The sequence below is a fragment of the Actinoplanes lutulentus genome, from assembly GCF_003259845.1.
GTDB classification, from domain to species: domain Bacteria; phylum Actinomycetota; class Actinomycetes; order Mycobacteriales; family Micromonosporaceae; genus Actinoplanes; species Actinoplanes lutulentus.
Window position 1 is genome coordinate 147,376 of sequence record NZ_QLMJ01000004.1, and the last position, 18,037, is coordinate 165,412.

Sequence of the window (18,037 nt, forward strand, 5' to 3'; positions counted from 1 at the left end):
GCGTCTCACCAGGCCCCTACTCCGCGAGCGGTAGGTGACTCCGCTATGAGGGTTCAGCCCCGGCAGCAGCTTCTGGAGATCTGGCAAGCGGTGGTCGAGCACTCCTATCGCGACGGCGAGTGGCAGTGGGGCGGCCGCGACGGCCGTAACTCCATCAGCGATGCGGAACAGCTGCTCTGTGTCCTCGGCCCGGCCACCGGGATCGAGCAGTTCGCGCTCGACTCACCGGAGCGTGTCGCCGACGACGTCCAGGCCGCCATGAAACCGCTCGGTGGCGTGATGGACATCCCGCTCACCCTGCTGGAAGCCGTCGAGGCGTACCTGACGACGTACACCGACAAGAACGGCACGCCGATCTTCGCGGCCGAGAGCTACTTCCGCGGGCTGCCCGGCGAGGACATCGCGTCGCTGAACCCGCAGCAGCTCGCCCAGCCGGTGGTCGACTCGTTCGCCATCTCGCTCTCCCTGTCGCTGGCGACCATCGGTTTCGCCCGGCAGTTCCGCAAGAGCCTGAAACGCCGCAGCTCACGGTCCGAGATCGACCGCCTCGAAGCGATGGCGAGCAAACGGCTCTCCGCCGCGATGGTGGGCCTGCTGCGCAGCTTCACGGTCAACATCTTCGACGTGGACTCCCGCGACGGCCGCGCCCTGTGCCGCACTGTCAACCAGCGCAACCTCTCCACCCGGCGGATCGTCCCGATGATCCAGGAGACGCTGCGGGAGATCCGGGCCAGCCTGCGCGACGTGACGATGGGTTCCGGCGCCGGCGTGGCCGACGAGCTGGACCACCCGGACCGGCTCTTCGAGTGCGGCTGGAGCTGGGGAGTGGTCCGTGACGCACCGGCCATCATCACCAGCCAGGAGGTCGGCGACCAGCTGCCCGGCCTGGCCGAGCCGGCGCCCTACATCTACTTCACCACGGTGGCGCTGGACGCCATCGAGGCGCTCTTCTCGACCCGGACCCGGCAGCTGGGCCTGCTCAACGAGGAACAGCTGCGCCTCGCACAGGGACTTCAGCTGCGCTGGGACCTGACCCAGTCGTACTGGTCGAAGATCGCGGTGCCGAGCGGCGGCGGCCGCTGGCCGCTGGAGGACATCCCCTGGCAGCGCACCACGGAGAAAGAGTCCGAATACTTCTCCCTGCACGTCTCCTCGATCGTCGTCCAGGACCTGGTCCGCAAGCGTGCCGGCGACGCCGACCTGGACCGGGTCGGCAAGGTGCTCGAAGAGCTGGCGAACCGATCCCGGATCAACCGCCGGGTCTTCGCCGGCGACCAGTCCTATCTGCTGCATGCGCCCGGCTTCCCGATCAACCTGGGCGGCAGCGACGACCAGGGCGGGCCGCAGCTGACCTGGATGATGTCCGACTTCGCACCGCTGCTGCTGAAACGGACCATCAGCCTGGCCGGGCTGCTCGGCGACCCGCAGCTGCGCGGCCGGATGCTCGCGCTGGCCGACGAGATCTGGAGCCACCTGGACTCCCGGCGCCTGCTCGACGACCGCCGCCGCGGGCTCTGGGACCAGCCGGGCCTGGTGTTCGAGGAGTACGACAACATCTTCGACGCGCCCTCCTGGTACCACACGAAACGTGTCGTCGACTGTCTGATCACCGCGGCCCAGGTGATCACCGAGCCACCACTGCGCAGCGACGAGCTCGCCGGTTTCGCCGGTGACCTGCTGAGCGAGGCCGAGCACATCTACGACCAGGAGCTGCTACAGGGCTCACCGAACGGCGGGCACGCCATGCAGATGGACCTGCTGGCACTGGCCGCCAAGCTCAAGCGCGGCCGGGCCATCCGTGACGAACGGCCCGGCACCGCGTCGGCCCTCGCCATCGACGTGCTGCTCACCCTGGACCGGTTCGCCGCCGCCCGCAGCGATCTCGACGGCGAGTCGTGACCATGCTGGTCTTCGCCACCTCCGACAAGGGGGGAACCGGTCGTTCGGTGACGACGAGCAACGTCGCGTACCAGAGCGCGCTCGCCGGCAACGACGTCTGCTACCTGGACTTCGACTTCGGGTCGCCGACCGCGGGTTCGGTCTTCGACGTCGACTCGGGGCGTCTCGGCGTGCGGGGAGGCGGCCTCCATTCGTACCTTCTGGGCAACGTGGCCGAGCCGCACCGCATCGACGTCTTCGCCGAGACCGAGCGGGACAGCGTCAAGGACCGGGCGTACGACGCGGGCCGGCTGATCCTGATGCCCGGCGACATCGGCGTCGGCGAGTTCCCCAGCAGCCCCGAGCAGGTCCGCCGCTGCGCGACCCTGATCAAGCGGCTGATCGTCGAGTTCGACATCTGCTTCGTCGACCTGAGCGCCGGCCGGTCGTACGCACTGCAGATGGCACTGGCCGCGGCGAAACAGCTGAACGGCGTGAAGACCCGCTGGCTGGTCTACCACCGGTGGACGAAACAGCACGTCATCGCGGCCGCCGCCCTGGTGCACGGCGATCACGGGATCCTGGAGGCCGGCGAGGACCTGGGCTTCGATCGGGAAGAACTGCTGTCGTCGCTGCGGTTCGTGCGGACCGCGCTTGTCGACCCGTCCCGGCCCGGCCTCACCTCCCAGCAGGCCGTGTGGATCACCGAGTGGGACGGCAAACTGCAGGCCATCGCGCAGGCCGAGGGTGCCGGGCCGCTCTGGCTGCTGCACACCGTGCCGCTCGATCCGGTTCTCCAGTGGCGCGAGCAGCTGATCACCGCCCACGACGTGAACAACATCGGCATCGCCAACGAGCGGACCGCCGACGCGTTCAAGCGGCTGTCCGAGCTGCTCCTCGACGACAAGGCCTGGGAGGTCCGGTGACCGGCCCGGAAACCACGTTCCAGGAGCGGTCGGCGCAGCCACGGGTCGAGCAGCTTCCGCTGGCACACGTCTCGATCGAGCTGGGCCACCTCTACATGGAGGATTACGCCGGCGGCATCGAGCAGCTGCGGCGGCACTTCCGCGAGGTGCGGCCCTGGGTCGCCGCCGCGCACGACCGCATCGCCGGGGTTCTCGGGCCGGGAAAGAGCCCGCGGATCAGCACGTGTTTCCTGGTGGACGACTACTTCACCACGTTCAGCAGCCCGGACGAGGTGATCGCCCAGCTCGTCGAGGCGGCCGGCGACAACGGGCTGACCATCGATTACGTGGCCCGCGAGGCCGGCTGCGCCGACGCCGGTGATGTCCGCCCGGCCGAACTGGTGCTGGACCGGCTGGTCGCCGATCCGCAGCCCGGCACCGACGGCGTGTGGCCGCCACCGCAGGACAGCGGCTGGCTCACCAACGGCGACCGGCCGCCCGGCTCGTCCACGCAGCCCGCGATGAGCCGCCGCCTGGGCTGGCAGCCACCGACGGAGAACGCCAAGAACCGCCACTCGATCTTCCTGGCCGTCGAGATCTTCTCCGAGGAACCCGGCGGCCGGCAGTGGTCCTGCCCCTACCTCGCGTCGGTCTGGCAGCTGCTGCGGCTCGGCATGCTTCGGTACGAAGGACGCCCGGTGGCCCCGCCGCAGCCGGTCGGCGATCGGTTGCCGTCCAGCTGGGCGGAGATGCCGGCGATCCTGCGGCTCAATCCGCATGCTCAGCCGTTCAGCGCGTACCGGACGTTGTCCATGCTGGCCCGGCGCTTCCAGAACATCGAGGCGGCGGTCGGCGTGGTGCTCAGCCAGGTGAACGTCGACGAGGAGGTACGTCTCCAGATCAGCAAGCGCGCCGCGGGTGAGAGCTTCGCGCTCCCCCACGATCTGGTGCAGCGGATCTCGTACGTCTTCGACGGCGACACGACCCAGGTGCTGTGACTATCGGGGTGTCGCCACGTCCCACAGCTCGCGGAACCGGTCGCCGCGCTCCTCGACCCGGCTGGGACGCAGCACCAGCCGGGTGTTGACCACGATCGGCGGGTTGTTCTCGTCAAGCCAGGTACCGGTCGTCACCTCGTAACTGATCACGCCGTCGAACAGCACGAAGTCGAAGAGCGAGGTGCGGCGCAGGTCGGTGGCGGTGGAGAGGTCGAGGACGCGTACCTCGACGCCGATGTCCGCGTGCTGGCGGTAAATCTTGTCGAGCGCGGTCTGCCCGCCCGGCTCGGGCCGGTCCTGGATGAATATCCGGCGGATCTTCACCCCGCGCTGCACCGCGTCACGTTGCGAGTCCAGGTACCGCTGGCCGAGGTCGGTGGCCCACATCCCGCCGCCGTCCACCGTGGTCAGGCTGGTCGCGTCGATGCCCCGCCCGGCCGAGTGGGTGAGGCTGAGCAGCCAGTCCCGGTCCTCGCCGTCGTAGATCGCCTCGGCGCCGTCACCGAGCTCCTTGAGGAACTCCGACATCCGGGCCAGCTCGCGCTGGGCCAGCCGGTGGGCGAGCGCCGGTGATTCCGTACCGATCTTGGTGGAGTGCCGGACCAGCTGGCTCAGCAGCTCGGTCTGCACCGCGGACTCCTCGATCAGGCCGAAGAGCTCGGTCGCCTCGCTGATCGCCCGGAACCGCTCGTCGACGCATTCTTTTATCTGGATCGCCTGATCCACCTGGCCGATCTGCACCTCGCGCAGCCGGCCCTCGAACTCCACCAGGAACTGCACCACCAGCGCCGACCCGCCGACCAGCACGGAGAGCGTGACGGACAGCAGCGGGTCCTTCTGCGCGAGGTTGGTCAGGGCGTACGCGATACCGCCGGTGATCAGCGCGACCAGAACCTTGCGCATCACCTCCGACAGGCGGCGGCCCGAGCTCCCTGCCTGCATGGACAGCCCGCTCACGACGCCGGCCCGGCCAGCTGACCGAGCTCGCGCAAGGTGCTCAGCTCGCGCAGCGTGCTCAGGGCCAGGTGGTCGCGGATGCGCTGCACCGAGGCGGCCCACTGCACCCCGAACCCGGCGCGCTGCTCCATCTGCTCCCAGAACCGCCGGGTCCGCACCTCCAGGCGGGCACCGGGCATCCACAGGTGCAGCAGATGGTCGACGGCCGGCCGGATCCGGTCCGCCGCCACCGACGGTTTCGGCGTGGCCAGGGAGGCCCGGGTCACGATGCCGGTCAGCGTGGTCAGCAGCCAGTCGTGCAGGGCCAGGTCCTCGCAGAGCGCCACCACGTCGCCCAGCTCGGTGGCGTGCGTCTCCAGCCGCACGGTCCGGTGGTCGGCGCGCTCCACGGTGAACGTGAACGCGTCCTCGTCCGAGGACAGCTGCGCGGCCCAGCGCAGCGTGGTCTGCCGGCTCCGGAACGGCACCCGCGAGTCGACGAGCGAGCTGGCCCGGACCCGGTCGGCGGTGTGCCCGGCGATCGACGCGAGGTTCAGCATCGGCGGGGCCGGCACCGCGTCCAGGAACGCGTCGGCCAGGGCCCGCTCCTTGTATTTCCCGACCACCTCGACGGTGCTCGGCCGGGCCAGATAATAGGACCATGGCAGCCGCCGGTTGTGCGAGCTGCGCACCGCCACGGTCCGCGCCGACGCCTGCAGGACGTGCCCGCCGGTCAGCACCGCCCGGGTGGTGACCGTGCCGATCGCCCGCGCGGTGCCGTGCGGGCCGGTCGGCACCTGGCAGTCCACCCCGGTCAGTCGCTCCGGCGACACCACGTACGACATCGGGCGGTCGGATCTGCGGACCTGCGCGCCGGTGGTCAGCGCCAGCAATCGCTCGCAGGCGTCGGCCGGCAGCGCCGCGGAAGAAGGCAGCAGGGACGTGAGCACCTCACCGAGAACCAGCATCGCCCCGTGTTGCTCCCGTCTGGAGACTCGTTCCAAGAGTCGATTGGACCGCACCGACCCCGATAGCGCAACGTCCCCGTATTGTCACCTTCCGCATTCATCTCATGTTCATCACCATCGATCACATGGCCTGGTTCGGATAAAATGTACAGATGATCCACGGGACGGACGTGGTCGTTGTCGGCGCCGGAGTCTCCGGCCTGACCTGCGCGGTGCGCCTCACCGAGGCCGGTCATCGAGTGCTCGTCCGCAGTGCGCAACTCCCCGGGCGCACCTCATGTGCGGCCGGCGCGATCTGGGGGCCGCACCTGGTGGCGCACGACCGAGCCGAGGCGTGGGCGCTCGAATCCCTCGCCGTTTTCCGTGACCTGGCCGGCGACCCGGCCACCGGGGTCCGGATGACCAGTGGCGTCGAGGCGAGCCGCAACGGGCTGGTCACCCCGAGACCCGGTCCCGGCGCCGAGGACGTGCGCCGGTGCGAGCCGGGGACACTCCCGGTGCCTTATACGGACGGCTGGCGATTCCGGGTGCCGCTGATCGACATGACCAGCTACCTGGCGTACCTGACGGCGCGGCTTCGCGACGGCGGCGGCGAGATCGCGCTCACCGCGCCGATCACCCGGACGGAGCTGCCCCGGCTCGGCCCGGTGGTGGTGAACTGCACCGGCCTCGGCGCCCGCGCACTGGTGCCCGGCGACACGATCGGACCGGTCCGCGGTGACCTGCTGGTGGTCGGCAACCCGGGCGTCGACACGTTCTTCGTGGAGCACGACGAGGACGACGAGGACGGCCTCACGACGTACGTGTTACCGCAGGGCGACAAGGTGATGCTGGGTGGCAGCCGCCGCTCCGGCGTGTGGTCGACCCGGCCCGACATGGCCGTCCGCGAAGCGATCCTGGAACGCTGCACCCAGGCCGAGCCGGCCCTGGCCGGCGCCCGGCTGCTGGAGCACCGGGTGGGCCTGCGACCGGTCCGCGACAAGGTGCGCATCGGACCGGACGAGCGTCATCCACACGTCATCCACAACTACGGGCACGGCGGCGGCGGGGTCACCCTGTCCTGGGGGTGCGCCGGCGAGGTCCTAGAGCTCACGGACGCCGCAACACATACCATCCGTCGGGGGTGAAGCCCGTTACTTCGTACCCCTCGGTCTCTGCCTTGGCGAAACCGGCGCGGACGCCGGACCGCCAAGCTTGCGCCCGCTCGGGTTCGTGGAGCCGCAGCTTCTCGATGTCGGCCGGGGTCGGCACCAGCTGATGAACGCCGTCACCCAGATCGAGCAGGGCCGCGGGCCGCTCGGTGAAGTCCCACGAGTCGGCCTCCATCGGGGCGGTCAGCCGCATCGGCTCGCCGTCGGTGAACTCCCACTCGATCATCAGCCGGTCGGTCTCGTCGTTGTCGTTGAGACCGTCGTTCAGCTCGCCGTAGTAGTTCCTCTTGTAGCTGAGCACCTTGCTGCTCAGCTTGGCGAGGTTGAAGTACGCGTTACGGCGGACCAGCGGGTCGTAGGTCCACCGGATCACCCGGAAACCCTCGTCCTTGGCCCACTCGGCCTCGTCCTGTTTCAGCAGGTAACCCAGGCCGCGCCCCTGATGACCGGGGCGCACGCCGACGAAGTGCGAGTGGAGGGCGTCCTTGCCGCGGATGGCGACGGCCGCACCGATCATCTCGTCCTGGTCGGTGAACATGCCGACGATGTATCCGTCCGCCTCCACCATCAGTTTCAGGTTGGATGCGTTGATCAGATCGACCGGGGACTCCGCCTCCCAGACCTCGCACAGCAGGCTGACCACCCGTTCGAGATCCTCGATCCGCTCGAGTTTCTGGAAACGCACGGGCTGCACGGGAGTCATGAGTGATCACCACAGTCGATGAGAGCTGGCACCGGCCGCGCTAGTTTGGCGCATGCCGATCGATATTGCGAGAGCACGAACGGGTTGAGTGCTTTCCCCCAACGTAACTCGCCCTGCTCGAAAGGGTTACGAACTACTTCATTTCTCCCGCGATCTGCCTGGCGCGGTCCCGAGCCGCCTCCAGCGCCGTGAGCATCGCCGCGCGTACCCCATGGTTTTCCAGCTCGCGGATCGCCGCGATCGTCGTCCCGGCCGGGGACGTCACCGCCTCGCGCAGCTTCACCGGGTGGTCCCCCGAGTCGCGCAGCATCACCGCGGACCCGACCGCGGTCTGCACGATCAGCTCGTGCGCGGTCCGCCGTGGCAGGCCCAGCAGAACGCCCGCCTCGATCATCGACTCGACGAGCAGGTAGAAGTACGCCGGACCGGAACCGGACAGCGCCGTCACCGCGTCCTGCTGCGACTCCGGCACCCGGATCGTCGCGCCGAGCGGCTTGAACATCTGCTCGGCGATGTCCAGGTGCTCGGCGGTGGCGTGCGGGCCGGCCGAGATCGCCGTCATCGCCTCGTCCACCAGCGCCGGCGTGTTCGTCATGACCCGCACGACCGGGGTGCCCTCGGGCAGCCGGGCCGCGAAGAAGCCGGTGGTCAGCCCCGCGCAGAGCGACACCACAAGCTTCCCGGCGCCGACCCGCCCGCCGATCTCGTCGAAAAGCGTGCCGGCGTCCTGCGGCTTGACCGCGACGGCCAAGATATCCGCTTTGTCGGCAGCTTCAGCGTTGCCGACCACCGCGACGCCGTATTTCTCCGACAAATCCGACGCGCGCTCGGCACGCCGCGCCGTGGCCAGCAACCGATCCGCCGGCCAGCCGGAACGCAGCAGGCCGGAAAGGACGAGCTCGCCCATCTTGCCGGTACCGAGGACTGCGACGGTCTGCACGTTTTGCCTCCGGGCATGAGAAAAGGGGCCGGGAAAGCCCCGGCCCCTTTTCTAACAGGCTCAGTTACCGAAGAAGACCTCAGCCTCTTGGTACCGCTCCAGCGGAACGGTCTTCAGCTCGCCGGTGCCCTCGATGAGCGGGATCCGGACGATGTCGGTGCCGCGCAGCGCCACCATCTTGCCGAAGTCGCCCTCGTTGACGGCGTCGATCGCCTGCAGGCCGAACCGGGTGGAGAGCACCCGGTCGAACGCGGTCGGGGTGCCACCGCGCTGGATGTGACCGAGGACGACCGTGCGGGCCTCCTTGCCGGTCTTCTCCTCGATCTGCTCGGCGAGCCACTGGCCGATGCCGCCGAGGCGGACGTGGCCGAAGCTGTCCAGCTCCTGGTTGTGCAGGACCATCTGACCGTCGAGCGGCTGCGCGCCCTCGGCGACCACGACGATCGGCGCGTACTCGACCTGGAAGCGCTTGGTCACGTACGTCGCGACCTGCTCGACGTCGAACTTGCGCTCCGGCAGCAGGATGACGTTGGCGCCACCGGCGAGGCCGGCGTGCAGCGCGATCCAGCCGGCGTGCCGGCCCATGACCTCGACGACCAGGGTGCGGTGGTGCGACTCGGCGGTGGTGTGCAGCCGGTCGATGGCCTCCATCGCGATGTTGACCGCGGTGTCGAAACCGAACGTGTAGTCGGTGCCGTTGAGGTCGTTGTCGATCGTCTTCGGCACGCCGACCACGTTGACGCCCAGGTCGTGCAGCTTCGTGGCGACACCGAGGGTGTCCTCGCCGCCGATCGCGACGAGCGCGTCCACGCCCTGCTCGGCCAGGTTGGCCTTGATCCGCTCGACGCCACCCTCGATCTTGAACGGGTTGGTCCGCGAGGAGCCGAGAATCGTGCCGCCACGCGGCAGGATGCCGCGGACCTCAGCGATACCCAGCGGCTTGGTCAGCCCCTCGAGCGGGCCCTTCCAGCCGTCGCGGAATCCGACGAACTCGTGGCCGTAAGCGGTGACGCCCTTGCGGACGACGGCCCGGATGACCGCGTTGAGGCCGGGGCAGTCGCCGCCGCCGGTCAGCACGCCGATACGCATTTTTCTTCCCCCTGGATCGGGTCGAGCGAGATGCGGATAGCCCGTAATGGCCCCAGGGACGAACTCGTCGGCAACATTGCCGGGCCCGGGGCGGGCCGCACCCGAACTGTAGTCGCCCTCCTCACACCGGTCGAACGCGCCCCGCTAAAGCCTGACTGTTTCGTTCTCCCCCGCCTCCGGGGTCTTTCCGGTTACCGCCGGGTACGACAGGACGGGTCAGAGGAGGAGCTCGACAGCTCCCAGAGCCTCGGCGTCGAAGCCCAGCTCGGCTCGGACGACGGTCAGGCCGGCGGCGGCGCTCGGTGCGCTGTGGCGGAGCAGCGCCTCGCGGATCCCCTCGACCACGAAGGCGCCCGCCTCCACGAAACGGCCGCCCACCACGACCACCGCCGGGTTGAGGACGTCGCAGAGCGGCGCGACGGTACGCCCGATCAGCCGCCCCGCGTCGAGCAATGCCCGCTGAGCAGGACGATGCCCCTGAGCCGCCAGGGTAAGCAGCCGGTCCTCGCCCTCCGTCGACGCTTTGGAGACCGGCGAGCCGGGCGGGACCGGCGATCCGGGCGCACCGGGCGAGTGAGCGGCAGGGCGGGGCTCGATCAAAGCGCCGAAATACGCCGGCGAAAGGAACGCGGACAGGCATCCCCGACTACCGCAGATGCAGAACGGACCGATCTCCCGCACGTTCAGATGGCCGACCTCCCCGGCATATCCGATCGCGCCCCGGTGCATGCGCCCGCCCACCACGATGCCGGCGCCGGTGTGCTGGTCGGCTTTCAGATAGAGCACGTCCTGCGCGCCCCGGGCGGCGCCGCGGCGCATCTCCGCCAGAGCCGCGAGCTGGGCGTTGTTCTCGACCCGGACCGGACGGCCGACGGCTGCGGCGATCTCTTCGGCGGGTGCGAAGCCGGAGAACATCGGGAGGACGCTGCGGACGCCGAAGCGTCCGGTCCGCGGGTGTACGGGCGCCGGCACACTCACCGCGATCCGCGCTTCCGGTCCGTGGCGGTCGAGCAGCTCACGGGCGAGATCGCCGGCCGCCCGCAGCATCGGGTGCGAGTCGTTGGACATCGGGAACGGCACCGTCATGGTCTCTTCGATCCGACCGGCGCCGTCCGCGACCACGGCACGGATTCCGGGTAAGGCCAGCGCGATGCCGATCAACCGGCCGGAGCCGACAGTGAGCCGGAAATGCGGCGACGGCCGGCCTGCCCGGGTTTCCACCGGAGCACAGAGTTCGACAAGGCCCTCGTGCCGGAGTTCGGCGAGGAGTTCCACGACGGCGGCCCGGGGCAACCGGGTGATCTTCACGAGGTCGCTGCGCGCGGTCGGCCCCTGCCCGCGCAACGCGTCAAGGATCATGTCGCGCCGGACGAGCCGCTCCCGGCGTCCGGGAGAAGGAACCGCGGGGCCGGCCTCGGAGGCCGCCGGCATCGGCAGGAACGCCCTCTCCCCGCGTGCCGCCGGCGTGACCCGCAATGCCGCACCCACCGCTCCCAGCAACGCGGCCCGCCCACCCAGCGCACTGACCCGGACCGCGGTGCTCTCCACTACTTCCGGCTGCGCGTACCGATGCAGTGACTCGGTGACGCCCGCCAGAATCGGCCCGTCCGGCGTGATCAGCGGCCCGTCGAGGACGACAAGCGACGGGTTGATGCCGTTGGCGAGCGCCGCGACCACCCGGCCGATCATGCGTCCGGCGTCGGCGAGGATCCGTTCAGCGGTGGCGTCGGTCCGGGCGAGTTCGACGGCCTGCGACGCGGTCACCGGGGACCCGTAACCGGCCGACAGCGCGGCCAGGATCTGCCGCGGCGACGCGATGGTCTCCAGACATCCCCGGTTGCCGCACTGGCAGAGCGCCCCGGTCTCGTCGACCTGGACGTGCCCGATCTCCCCGGCCACCCCGGTGGCGCCGTGGTGCACCGTGCCACCGAGGAGCAGGCCACAGCCGATGCCGGTGGCGACCCGCAGATAACAGACGTCCTGGTGACCGGCGGCCACGCCGTACCCGACCTCGCCGAGGAGGCTCAGATCGGCGTCGTTTCGGACGATCACACGGTGGCCGAGACGGCGACCCAGCTCAGCGGCGGGTGAGGTACCGGCCCAACCGGGCAGGACGCTGCTGCTCTGGATGACGCCGCCGCTGATCGGTGCGGAGAACCCGGCCACCGTCGACCAGATCCGCCCGGTTCCGGTGATCACCTCGGCAATGGCGTCCAAGGCAGTCGAAGGGTCGGAGGTGTCGATGTCGTGGTGCCGTTCACGCAGGACGTTCCCGGCCAGATCAGCCTCGGCTACGCGTACCCCATCCGCTCCGATGAGAGCGCCCACGACGCCGCCGGCGGCGGGTCCGAGGGTGAGGGACCGCGCGGGGCGACCGGCTCGCGTGCCGGAGTGGGCAGCGGCTTCCTCGGCGAGGACACCGGCGGTGAGGAGTTCGGCGACGAGGCCGTTGACGGTCATCCGGGCCATGCCGGTGCGGCGCACGAGATCGGCGCGACTGATCCGGCCGGCCTCACGGACCGCCGCGAAAATCAGGTCGCGGCGGACCAGGTGGACCCGGCGCCCTGTCACGGGTTCGAACCTAGGCCTTTTGCCGAGTCTGGACATAATCCGGCCCAGGGTGGGATCGGCGTCACACCCACTGGGCTACAAAAGCGGCATAACGCCGGCACAAAAAGCGGAGACACAGGCGAATCATGGCTCTGACCAGGCCTTCCAGCCTCTGGTTTACCGCAAATCGAGTCGATACCTTCAGAAAACAAGCTGTTAACAAAAAGCCCCCGCGAGGTGTGCGATGACCACCATTCAGTCCCGTCCGGCAGCGGTTCAGCAGCCGGCCTCCCCCGCACCGGACGCACCGACCCGGCTGATCGTGGCGATGGCCCTGGCTCAGCTCGGCGCGTACCTCACGATCCTCACCCCGGTCGTCGTCACGATGTCGATCCGGGTCGCGCAGATCGCCCCGGACAGCAAGGCGTCCGCCCTCGGCACTGTCCTGAGTGTCGGCGCGGTGCTGGCGCTGATCGGCAACCCGTTCTTCGGCGCCATGTCGGACCGCACGACATCCCGGTTCGGCCGCCGCCGCCCGTGGCTGATCGGCGGCATGCTGCTCGGCTTCGCCGGTCTGCTGGTCGTGGCCCTCGGCGGCAGCGTCCTCGCGCTGACCGTCGGATGGGCGATCGCACAGCTCGGTGTGAACGCCACGCTCTCCACGCTCACCGTCCTGCTGTCCGACCAGATCCCGACCCAGCAGCGCGGCAAGGTCAGCGGCATCCTCGGCCTGATGACCTCGGTCGCGATCCTGTTCGGCAGCGCGCTCGCGGCGGCACTCTCCGGCAACGCCGTGCTGATGTTCATGGTCCCGGCCGCGATCGGTGTCGCGACGGTGGCACTGCTCGTGGTGATCCTCAAGGACCGTCCGGCCGAGAAGGGCCACTTCGCCCCGTACCGGTTCAGCGAGTTCCTGCGCACCTTTTACATCCACCCGCGCCGGCACCCCGACTTCGCGTGGAACATCGTCAGCCGGTTCCTCATCTGGATGGGCCTGGCCTGCGTCACCACGTACCAGTCCTACCTGCTGATCGACCGCTTCGGTTACACCACCGACAACGTCGCGAGCGGCATCCTGGTCGCCACCCTGATCACCACGGTCGGCCTGGTCGCCGGCTCCACGTTCGGCGGCATCCTCTCGGACCGCACCGGCATGCGTAAGCCGTTCGTCCTCGGCGCCGGCATGGTAATCGCCGTGTCGCTGGTGATCATCGCGCTCGGCAACACCTTCGGCGTCTTCCTGGTGGCCTGCGCGATCTTCGGTGTCGGCGAGGGCGTCTACCTCGCGGTCGACCTGGCGCTCGCCACCGACGTCCTGCCGAACCCGGACGACGCCGCGAAGGACATGGGCGTCATGAACATCGCGAACGCCCTTCCGCAGTCGCTAGTCCCGATCCTGGCCGCGCCGGTCCTCGCGATCGGTGGCGGCTCCAATTACAGCGCCCTGTTCCTGAGCGGAGCGGTGATGGCCGTCGTCGGATCCGTCCTGGTCCGCATGGTCCGCGGCGCACGCTGAAAATTTCTCGGAGGTTGTCATGAGCACCATCGAAGACCGGGTCACCGCCCTGCTCTCCCGCCTCACCCTCGCGGAAAAAGCCGGCCTCATGTTCCACACCATGATCGCGGTGAACCCCGACGGCACGCTGCACGAGGGCGACGGCATGTTCGCCTCCGCGTCCGACCTCGTCGCCGGCAAGCTGATCAACCACGTCAACATCCTGACGATGGCCCCGGTCCCGCCCCAGAAGATCGCCGAGTGGCACAACCGCATCCAGGAACTGGCGGAGAAGACCGGCCACGGCATTCCGGTCACCGTCTCCACCGACCCTCGCCATGGCGTCATCGACAACCCCGCGGCTTCCGCCGCTGCAGGCGGTTTCTCCGCCTGGCCGGAACCGATCGGCCTGGGTGCCACCAAAGACCCGGCATTGGTACGCGAATTCGCCGACATCGCCCGGCAGGAGTACGTGGCCGCCGGCATCCGGGTGGCCCTGCATCCGATGGCCGACCTCGCGAGTGAGCCGCGGTGGGCGCGTACCAGTGGCACCCTCGGGTCGGACGCCGACATGGTGGCGTCGCTGCTCGTGGCGTACATCCAGGGTCTGCAGGGCCCGTCGCTCGGCCCGGACTCGGTGGCGGCGATGGTGAAGCACTTCCCGGGCGCCGGGCCGCAGAAGGACGGCGAGGACGCGCACTTCGCCTACGGCCGGGAGCAGGTCTACCCGGGCGGCATGTGGGATTACCACCTCAAGCCGTTCGAGGCCGCGTTCAAGGCCGGCGTCGCGCAGGTGATGCCGTACTACGGGATGCCGGTCGACACCTCTTTCGAAGAGGTCGGCTTCGGCTTCAACAAGCAGGTCCTGGAGGGTCTGCTGCGCGGCCGGTACGGCTTCGACGGCGTGATCTGCACCGACTGGGGCCTGGTCACCGACGCCGAGATCATGGGTACGCCGATGCCGGCCCGCGCCTGGGGCGTCGAGCACCTGGACCGGCACTCGCGGGTCCTCAAGATCCTGGAAGCCGGCGCTGATCAACTCGGCGGCGAACAGTGCCCCGAACTGATCGTCGACCTGGTCGAACAGGGCCGGATCAGCGAAGAGCGGATCAACACTTCGGTACGCCGAATCCTGCGCGACAAGTTCCGGATGGGACTGTTCGACGACCGCCGGTACGTGGACCCCGCCGCGGCCGGCCGCATCGCCGGGCAGGCGGCGTTCCGGGCAGCCGGGCTGGAGGCCCAGCGCCGCGCGATCGTGGTCCTCGCCGACCGCCCGGCTGGGGTTTCCCCGGCAGGGGTTTCCCCAGCCCCGGCTGGGGTTTCCCCAGCCCCGGCTGGGGTTTCCCCGGCGGTTGCGCCGGTGCTTCCTCTCATTGAGGGGATCGCGGTCTACCTGGACGGCGTCGACCCGGCGGTGGCGGCGTCCTACGCCAAGGTCGTCGACGACCCGGCGCTCGCCGATGTGGCGATCGTCCGGCGGGCCGCGCCGTTCGAGCCCCGTGGCGGCGGTTTCGAGGCGTTCTTCCACGCCGGCCGGTTGGAGTGGACCGAATCCGAGCTGGCGCCGATCCAGGAACTGGCCGCCTCGGTACCGACCGTGGTCGACGTGCTGCTGGACCGGCCGGCCGTGCTCACCCCGCTGGCCGGAACCGCGGCGGCGCTGATCGGCAGCTTCGGCTCCAGCGACGAGGCCCTGCTGGACGTGCTGTTCGGCCGGGTTCGGTCAAGCGGGACGCTGCCCTTCGAACTCCCGTCCTCGATGGCAGCCGTCGAGGCCTCCCGCGAAGACGTCCCGAACGACACGGCCGCACCCCTCTACCCGTACGGACACGGCCTGAAGATCTGAAGAGAAGCCCCGGTAGCACCGGGGCTTCTCCATGCCCAAAGCCGCCCGGCCCCTGACGCGCGTGTCGAGTTCGGCTGCGGATCGCACCCCGCACGGCCGCTCGCCCGCTCACTCGTCCGGCCACTCGTCCCGAACCACAGCGGAGCGGGACCCACGGCCCAAGATCCCCAGGTCGAGGACGATTGTGTCGATTTCGGGTCCTCTACGCCCCCAAACTCGACACACACGCCACAAGTCCCCCGGCCGTGTCGACTTCCGGTTCAATACGCGCCCTAACTCGACACGCATCGGTGGGCCATCCGCTCTGCGTCGACGGGCCACCCGCTCCGCATCGGTGGGCCATCCGCTCTGCGTCGACGGGCCGCCCGCTCCGCGTCGGCTTCGGCTCCTGTCCAGGCGGAGCCCAGGCCCGACCGGTCGGCGAGCCGTAGCTCAGACACGTCATCGGACCCTCATAACAGGGCTGGACTACGGCTCCGCGACCCGAGCCGTAGTCCAGACACGTCATCGCAGCCCCATGACATATCTGAGCTACGGCTCACCTCATCGGCACCGTGAACTACCGCACCAAAACACGCCCAGCAGCCAGAGCCAGCCGGCCAGGATCTTGCTGCCCGGGAGCGCAGGCCCACGAAACCGTCCGATCACAGGGCCCAGCTTGCGCTCACGGTCGCACACGCGCCGAAAACACGACCGCGAGCGCGAGCTGGGAAAGGCCAGCTTGTGCTCGTGGTCGCTCGGAGGGCGAAAACACGACCACGAGCGCGAGCCGGGAAAGGCCAGCTTGTGCTCACGGTCGCTCGGAGGGCGAAATAGCGACCCTGAGCGCGAGCCGCTCCGGTCCTGCATCAGCGCGGGCAGACGTCGGCGGGATGCCTCCTGCCAGCAGAACAGCGTGTGGACCTCGGGCGACAAACCCGAAGTCCACACGCTGCCAGTAACGAAGCACGCTGCCAGTAGAGCCAGTAGAGCCAGTAAAGCCAGTAAGGCCAGTAAAGAAGGAAAGGTCAGTGGGCCATCGCGGGCGGGGCGTCCGGGTCGACGTCCAGCGGGCCGGTGCGGAAGAGCACCGCCGCCACGATTGCCGCCAGCAGGAAGAAGCCGGCCGACCACCAGAACACCGTGTGGTAACTCTGCATCGCGGCCTCCGCCTGCACCTGCGCGGACGGCGTCTTACCGATCATGTAGTCGCTGGCCGCGGTGGCCGCGAAGGAGCTGAGCAGCGCGGTGCCGATCGAGCCGCCGATCTGCTGCACTGTGTTGATCATCGCGGAGGCGACGCCGGCGTCGCGGTGCTCGACGCCCGCGGTGGCGGCGTTCTGCGTCGGCGCGAAGACCAGACCCAGGCCGAGACCGATAATGATCAGTCCGGGCAGGACGCCTGAGACGTACGTCGAGTCCAGCTCGAGCCGGGTCATCAGGACCATGCCGCCGGCGGCGATCAGCGCGCCGAGCGGAACCAGCGGGCGGGGGCCGATCTTCGGCGTGAGCATCGAGCCGGCAGTGGTGGCGGTGAGCATGATGCCACCGAGCATCGGCAGGAACGCCAGGCCGGTTTCGACCGGGGTGAACGCCAGGATCGCGGTCAGGTAGTAGGTGAGGAACAGGAAGATGCCGAACATGCCGGCGCCGGCGATCGCGATCGAGGCGTACGAACCGCCGCGGTTGCGGTCGAGGACGACGCGCATCGGGAGCAGCGGGTGCTCGACGCGGCGTTCGATCGCCACGAAGATGCCGAGGATGACCAGGCCGGCCACGATCGGGCCGAGGGTCATGGCGTCGGTCCAGCCGTCGGTCTCGGCGTTCGCCAGGCCGTAGACCAAGGCGACCAGACCGGCGATCGCGGTGACCGCACCGGGGACGTCGATCTTGCCTTCGGCCTTGATCGGCTCGTCCTTGAGCTTCAGGAAGGCGCCGGCCACGGCGATCGCGGCGATCACCAGGTTGACGTACAGGCACCAGCGCCAGGAGACGTACTCGGTGAGCACGCCGCCGAGCAGCAGACCCATGCCGCCACCGGCGCCGGAGATGGCGCCGAAGATGCCGAACGCCTTGCCGCGCTCAGCGGGCTCGGTGAACGTCGTGGAGAGCAGCGACAGCGCGGCCGGGGCCAGCGCGGCACCGAAGGCGCCCTGGAGCGCACGGGCGAAGATCAGCACTTCGAGGTTCTGCGCGGCACCGCCGAGGGCGGAGGCGAGCGCGAAGCCGATCAGGCCGATGACGAACATCCGCTTGCGGCCGAAGAAGTCGGAGAGCCGGCCGCCGAGCAGCAGCAGGCTGCCGAAGGCCAGGGCGTAACCGGTGACGACCCATTGCCGGCCGGCGTCGTCGAACGCCAGGTCGGCCTGGGCGGTGGGCAGCGCGATGTTCACGATCGTCGCGTCCAGCACGACCATGAGCTGGGCCAGTGCCAGGACGACGAGGGCCCACCAGCGCCCGTTGGACGCCTGGTCCTCACGTCCGGCGGGACGTGGTCGATCAGTAAGCGTGCTCATCGCTGCCTTCCAGGAAGTTGAGGAACATCCTCCGTTTCGGAGGCTAGCAGCAGAAGCTGAGGGATTACCTCCACTTAGTT

The 18,037-nt window shown here is 69.4% G+C and carries 13 protein-coding genes; 6 read left to right on the top strand and 7 right to left on the bottom strand.

Annotated elements, in window-relative coordinates:
- Positions 1-45: 45 nt before the first annotated feature.
- Genes B0I29_RS10955 through B0I29_RS10965 form a run of 3 tightly spaced genes read left to right on the top strand, consistent with a single transcriptional unit; the run spans position 46 to position 3,781 of the window.
- Complete coding sequence (locus B0I29_RS10955) at positions 46-1,899, top strand: SCO2524 family protein (protein ID WP_111648817.1); 1,854 nt, start codon at positions 46-48, stop codon at positions 1,897-1,899.
- Between the two features lie 2 nt (positions 1,900-1,901).
- Positions 1,902-2,804, top strand: a complete 903-nt coding sequence (locus B0I29_RS10960; protein WP_111648818.1) for an SCO2523 family variant P-loop protein — start codon at positions 1,902-1,904, stop codon at positions 2,802-2,804.
- Positions 2,801-3,781 carry an SCO2522 family protein gene (locus B0I29_RS10965; protein ID WP_111648819.1) on the top strand — a complete coding sequence of 327 codons (981 nt, stop codon included), beginning with the start codon at positions 2,801-2,803 and terminating at the stop codon, positions 3,779-3,781. Before B0I29_RS10960 ends, B0I29_RS10965 begins: the two co-directional genes overlap by 4 nt.
- Here the strand turns inward: B0I29_RS10965 and B0I29_RS10970 are convergent, their stop codons facing one another.
- Positions 3,782-4,684 carry a DUF6879 family protein gene (locus B0I29_RS10970; protein ID WP_245972437.1) on the bottom strand — a complete coding sequence of 301 codons (903 nt, stop codon included), beginning with the start codon at positions 4,682-4,684 and terminating at the stop codon, positions 3,782-3,784. It lies immediately after the preceding gene.
- A 50-nt stretch (positions 4,685-4,734) separates the two neighbouring features.
- Positions 4,735-5,685 (bottom strand): SCO2521 family protein, encoded by a 951-nt coding sequence (locus B0I29_RS10975; RefSeq protein ID WP_111648821.1) that lies wholly within the window; start codon positions 5,683-5,685, stop codon positions 4,735-4,737.
- Positions 5,686-5,837: 152 nt separating this feature from the next.
- Between B0I29_RS10975 and B0I29_RS10980 the strand changes: the two genes are divergently transcribed.
- Entirely contained in the window at positions 5,838-6,812 is a 975-nt protein-coding gene (locus B0I29_RS10980; RefSeq protein ID WP_111648822.1) for an FAD-dependent oxidoreductase, read from the top strand.
- Here the strand turns inward: B0I29_RS10980 and B0I29_RS10985 are convergent.
- The 4 genes from B0I29_RS10985 to B0I29_RS11000 form a co-directional block, all read right to left on the bottom strand.
- Complete coding sequence (locus tag B0I29_RS10985) at positions 6,775-7,539, bottom strand: GNAT family N-acetyltransferase (RefSeq protein ID WP_111648823.1); 765 nt, start codon at positions 7,537-7,539, stop codon at positions 6,775-6,777. The genes B0I29_RS10980 and B0I29_RS10985 overlap by 38 nt on opposite strands.
- Positions 7,540-7,672: 133 nt before the next feature.
- The gene (proC, locus tag B0I29_RS10990) at positions 7,673-8,479 is read right to left on the bottom strand and encodes a pyrroline-5-carboxylate reductase (RefSeq protein ID WP_111648824.1); all 807 of its coding nucleotides are present in this window, start codon (positions 8,477-8,479) and stop codon (positions 7,673-7,675) included.
- 60 nt (positions 8,480-8,539) lie between these two features.
- Positions 8,540-9,568: a 6-phosphofructokinase gene (locus B0I29_RS10995; protein WP_111648825.1), complete on the bottom strand. Its 1,029-nt coding sequence runs from the start codon at positions 9,566-9,568 to the stop codon at positions 8,540-8,542.
- A gap of 216 nt (positions 9,569-9,784) precedes the next feature.
- Positions 9,785-12,139, bottom strand: coding sequence for an ROK family protein (locus tag B0I29_RS11000; RefSeq protein WP_181557763.1), 2,355 nt, complete (start codon positions 12,137-12,139; stop codon positions 9,785-9,787).
- A 223-nt stretch (positions 12,140-12,362) separates the two neighbouring features.
- On the opposite strand from B0I29_RS11000, the gene B0I29_RS11005 reads away from it, so the two are divergent.
- Positions 12,363-13,634 (top strand): MFS transporter, encoded by a 1,272-nt coding sequence (locus B0I29_RS11005; RefSeq protein WP_111648827.1) that lies wholly within the window; start codon positions 12,363-12,365, stop codon positions 13,632-13,634.
- Between the two features lie 19 nt (positions 13,635-13,653).
- Positions 13,654-15,462, top strand: a complete 1,809-nt coding sequence (locus tag B0I29_RS11010; RefSeq protein WP_111648828.1) for a glycoside hydrolase family 3 protein — start codon at positions 13,654-13,656, stop codon at positions 15,460-15,462.
- Between the two features lie 1,007 nt (positions 15,463-16,469).
- Here B0I29_RS11010 and B0I29_RS11015 read toward each other — a convergent pair.
- Entirely contained in the window at positions 16,470-17,957 is a 1,488-nt protein-coding gene (locus B0I29_RS11015; RefSeq protein WP_111648829.1) for a DHA2 family efflux MFS transporter permease subunit, read from the bottom strand.
- Positions 17,958-18,037 lie beyond the last annotated feature (80 nt).

Excerpts from the sequence above, each read along its gene's own strand:
- B0I29_RS10980 (WP_111648822.1), top strand. The coding sequence starts at position 5,838 with ATGATCCACGGGACGGACGTGGTCGTTGTCGGCGCCGGAGTCTCCGGC.
- B0I29_RS10995 (WP_111648825.1), bottom strand. The coding sequence starts at position 9,568 with ATGCGTATCGGCGTGCTGACCGGCGGCGGCGACTGCCCCGGCCTCAAC.
- B0I29_RS10970 (WP_245972437.1), bottom strand. The coding sequence starts at position 4,684 with ATGCGCAAGGTTCTGGTCGCGCTGATCACCGGCGGTATCGCGTACGCC.
- B0I29_RS11015 (WP_111648829.1), bottom strand. The coding sequence starts at position 17,957 with ATGAGCACGCTTACTGATCGACCACGTCCCGCCGGACGTGAGGACCAG.
- B0I29_RS10955 (WP_111648817.1), top strand. The coding sequence starts at position 46 with ATGAGGGTTCAGCCCCGGCAGCAGCTTCTGGAGATCTGGCAAGCGGTG.
- B0I29_RS11005 (WP_111648827.1), top strand. The coding sequence starts at position 12,363 with ATGACCACCATTCAGTCCCGTCCGGCAGCGGTTCAGCAGCCGGCCTCC.
- B0I29_RS10985 (WP_111648823.1), bottom strand. The coding sequence starts at position 7,539 with ATGACTCCCGTGCAGCCCGTGCGTTTCCAGAAACTCGAGCGGATCGAG.
- B0I29_RS10975 (WP_111648821.1), bottom strand. The coding sequence starts at position 5,685 with ATGCTGGTTCTCGGTGAGGTGCTCACGTCCCTGCTGCCTTCTTCCGCG.
- B0I29_RS10960 (WP_111648818.1), top strand. The coding sequence starts at position 1,902 with ATGCTGGTCTTCGCCACCTCCGACAAGGGGGGAACCGGTCGTTCGGTG.
- B0I29_RS11010 (WP_111648828.1), top strand. The coding sequence starts at position 13,654 with ATGAGCACCATCGAAGACCGGGTCACCGCCCTGCTCTCCCGCCTCACC.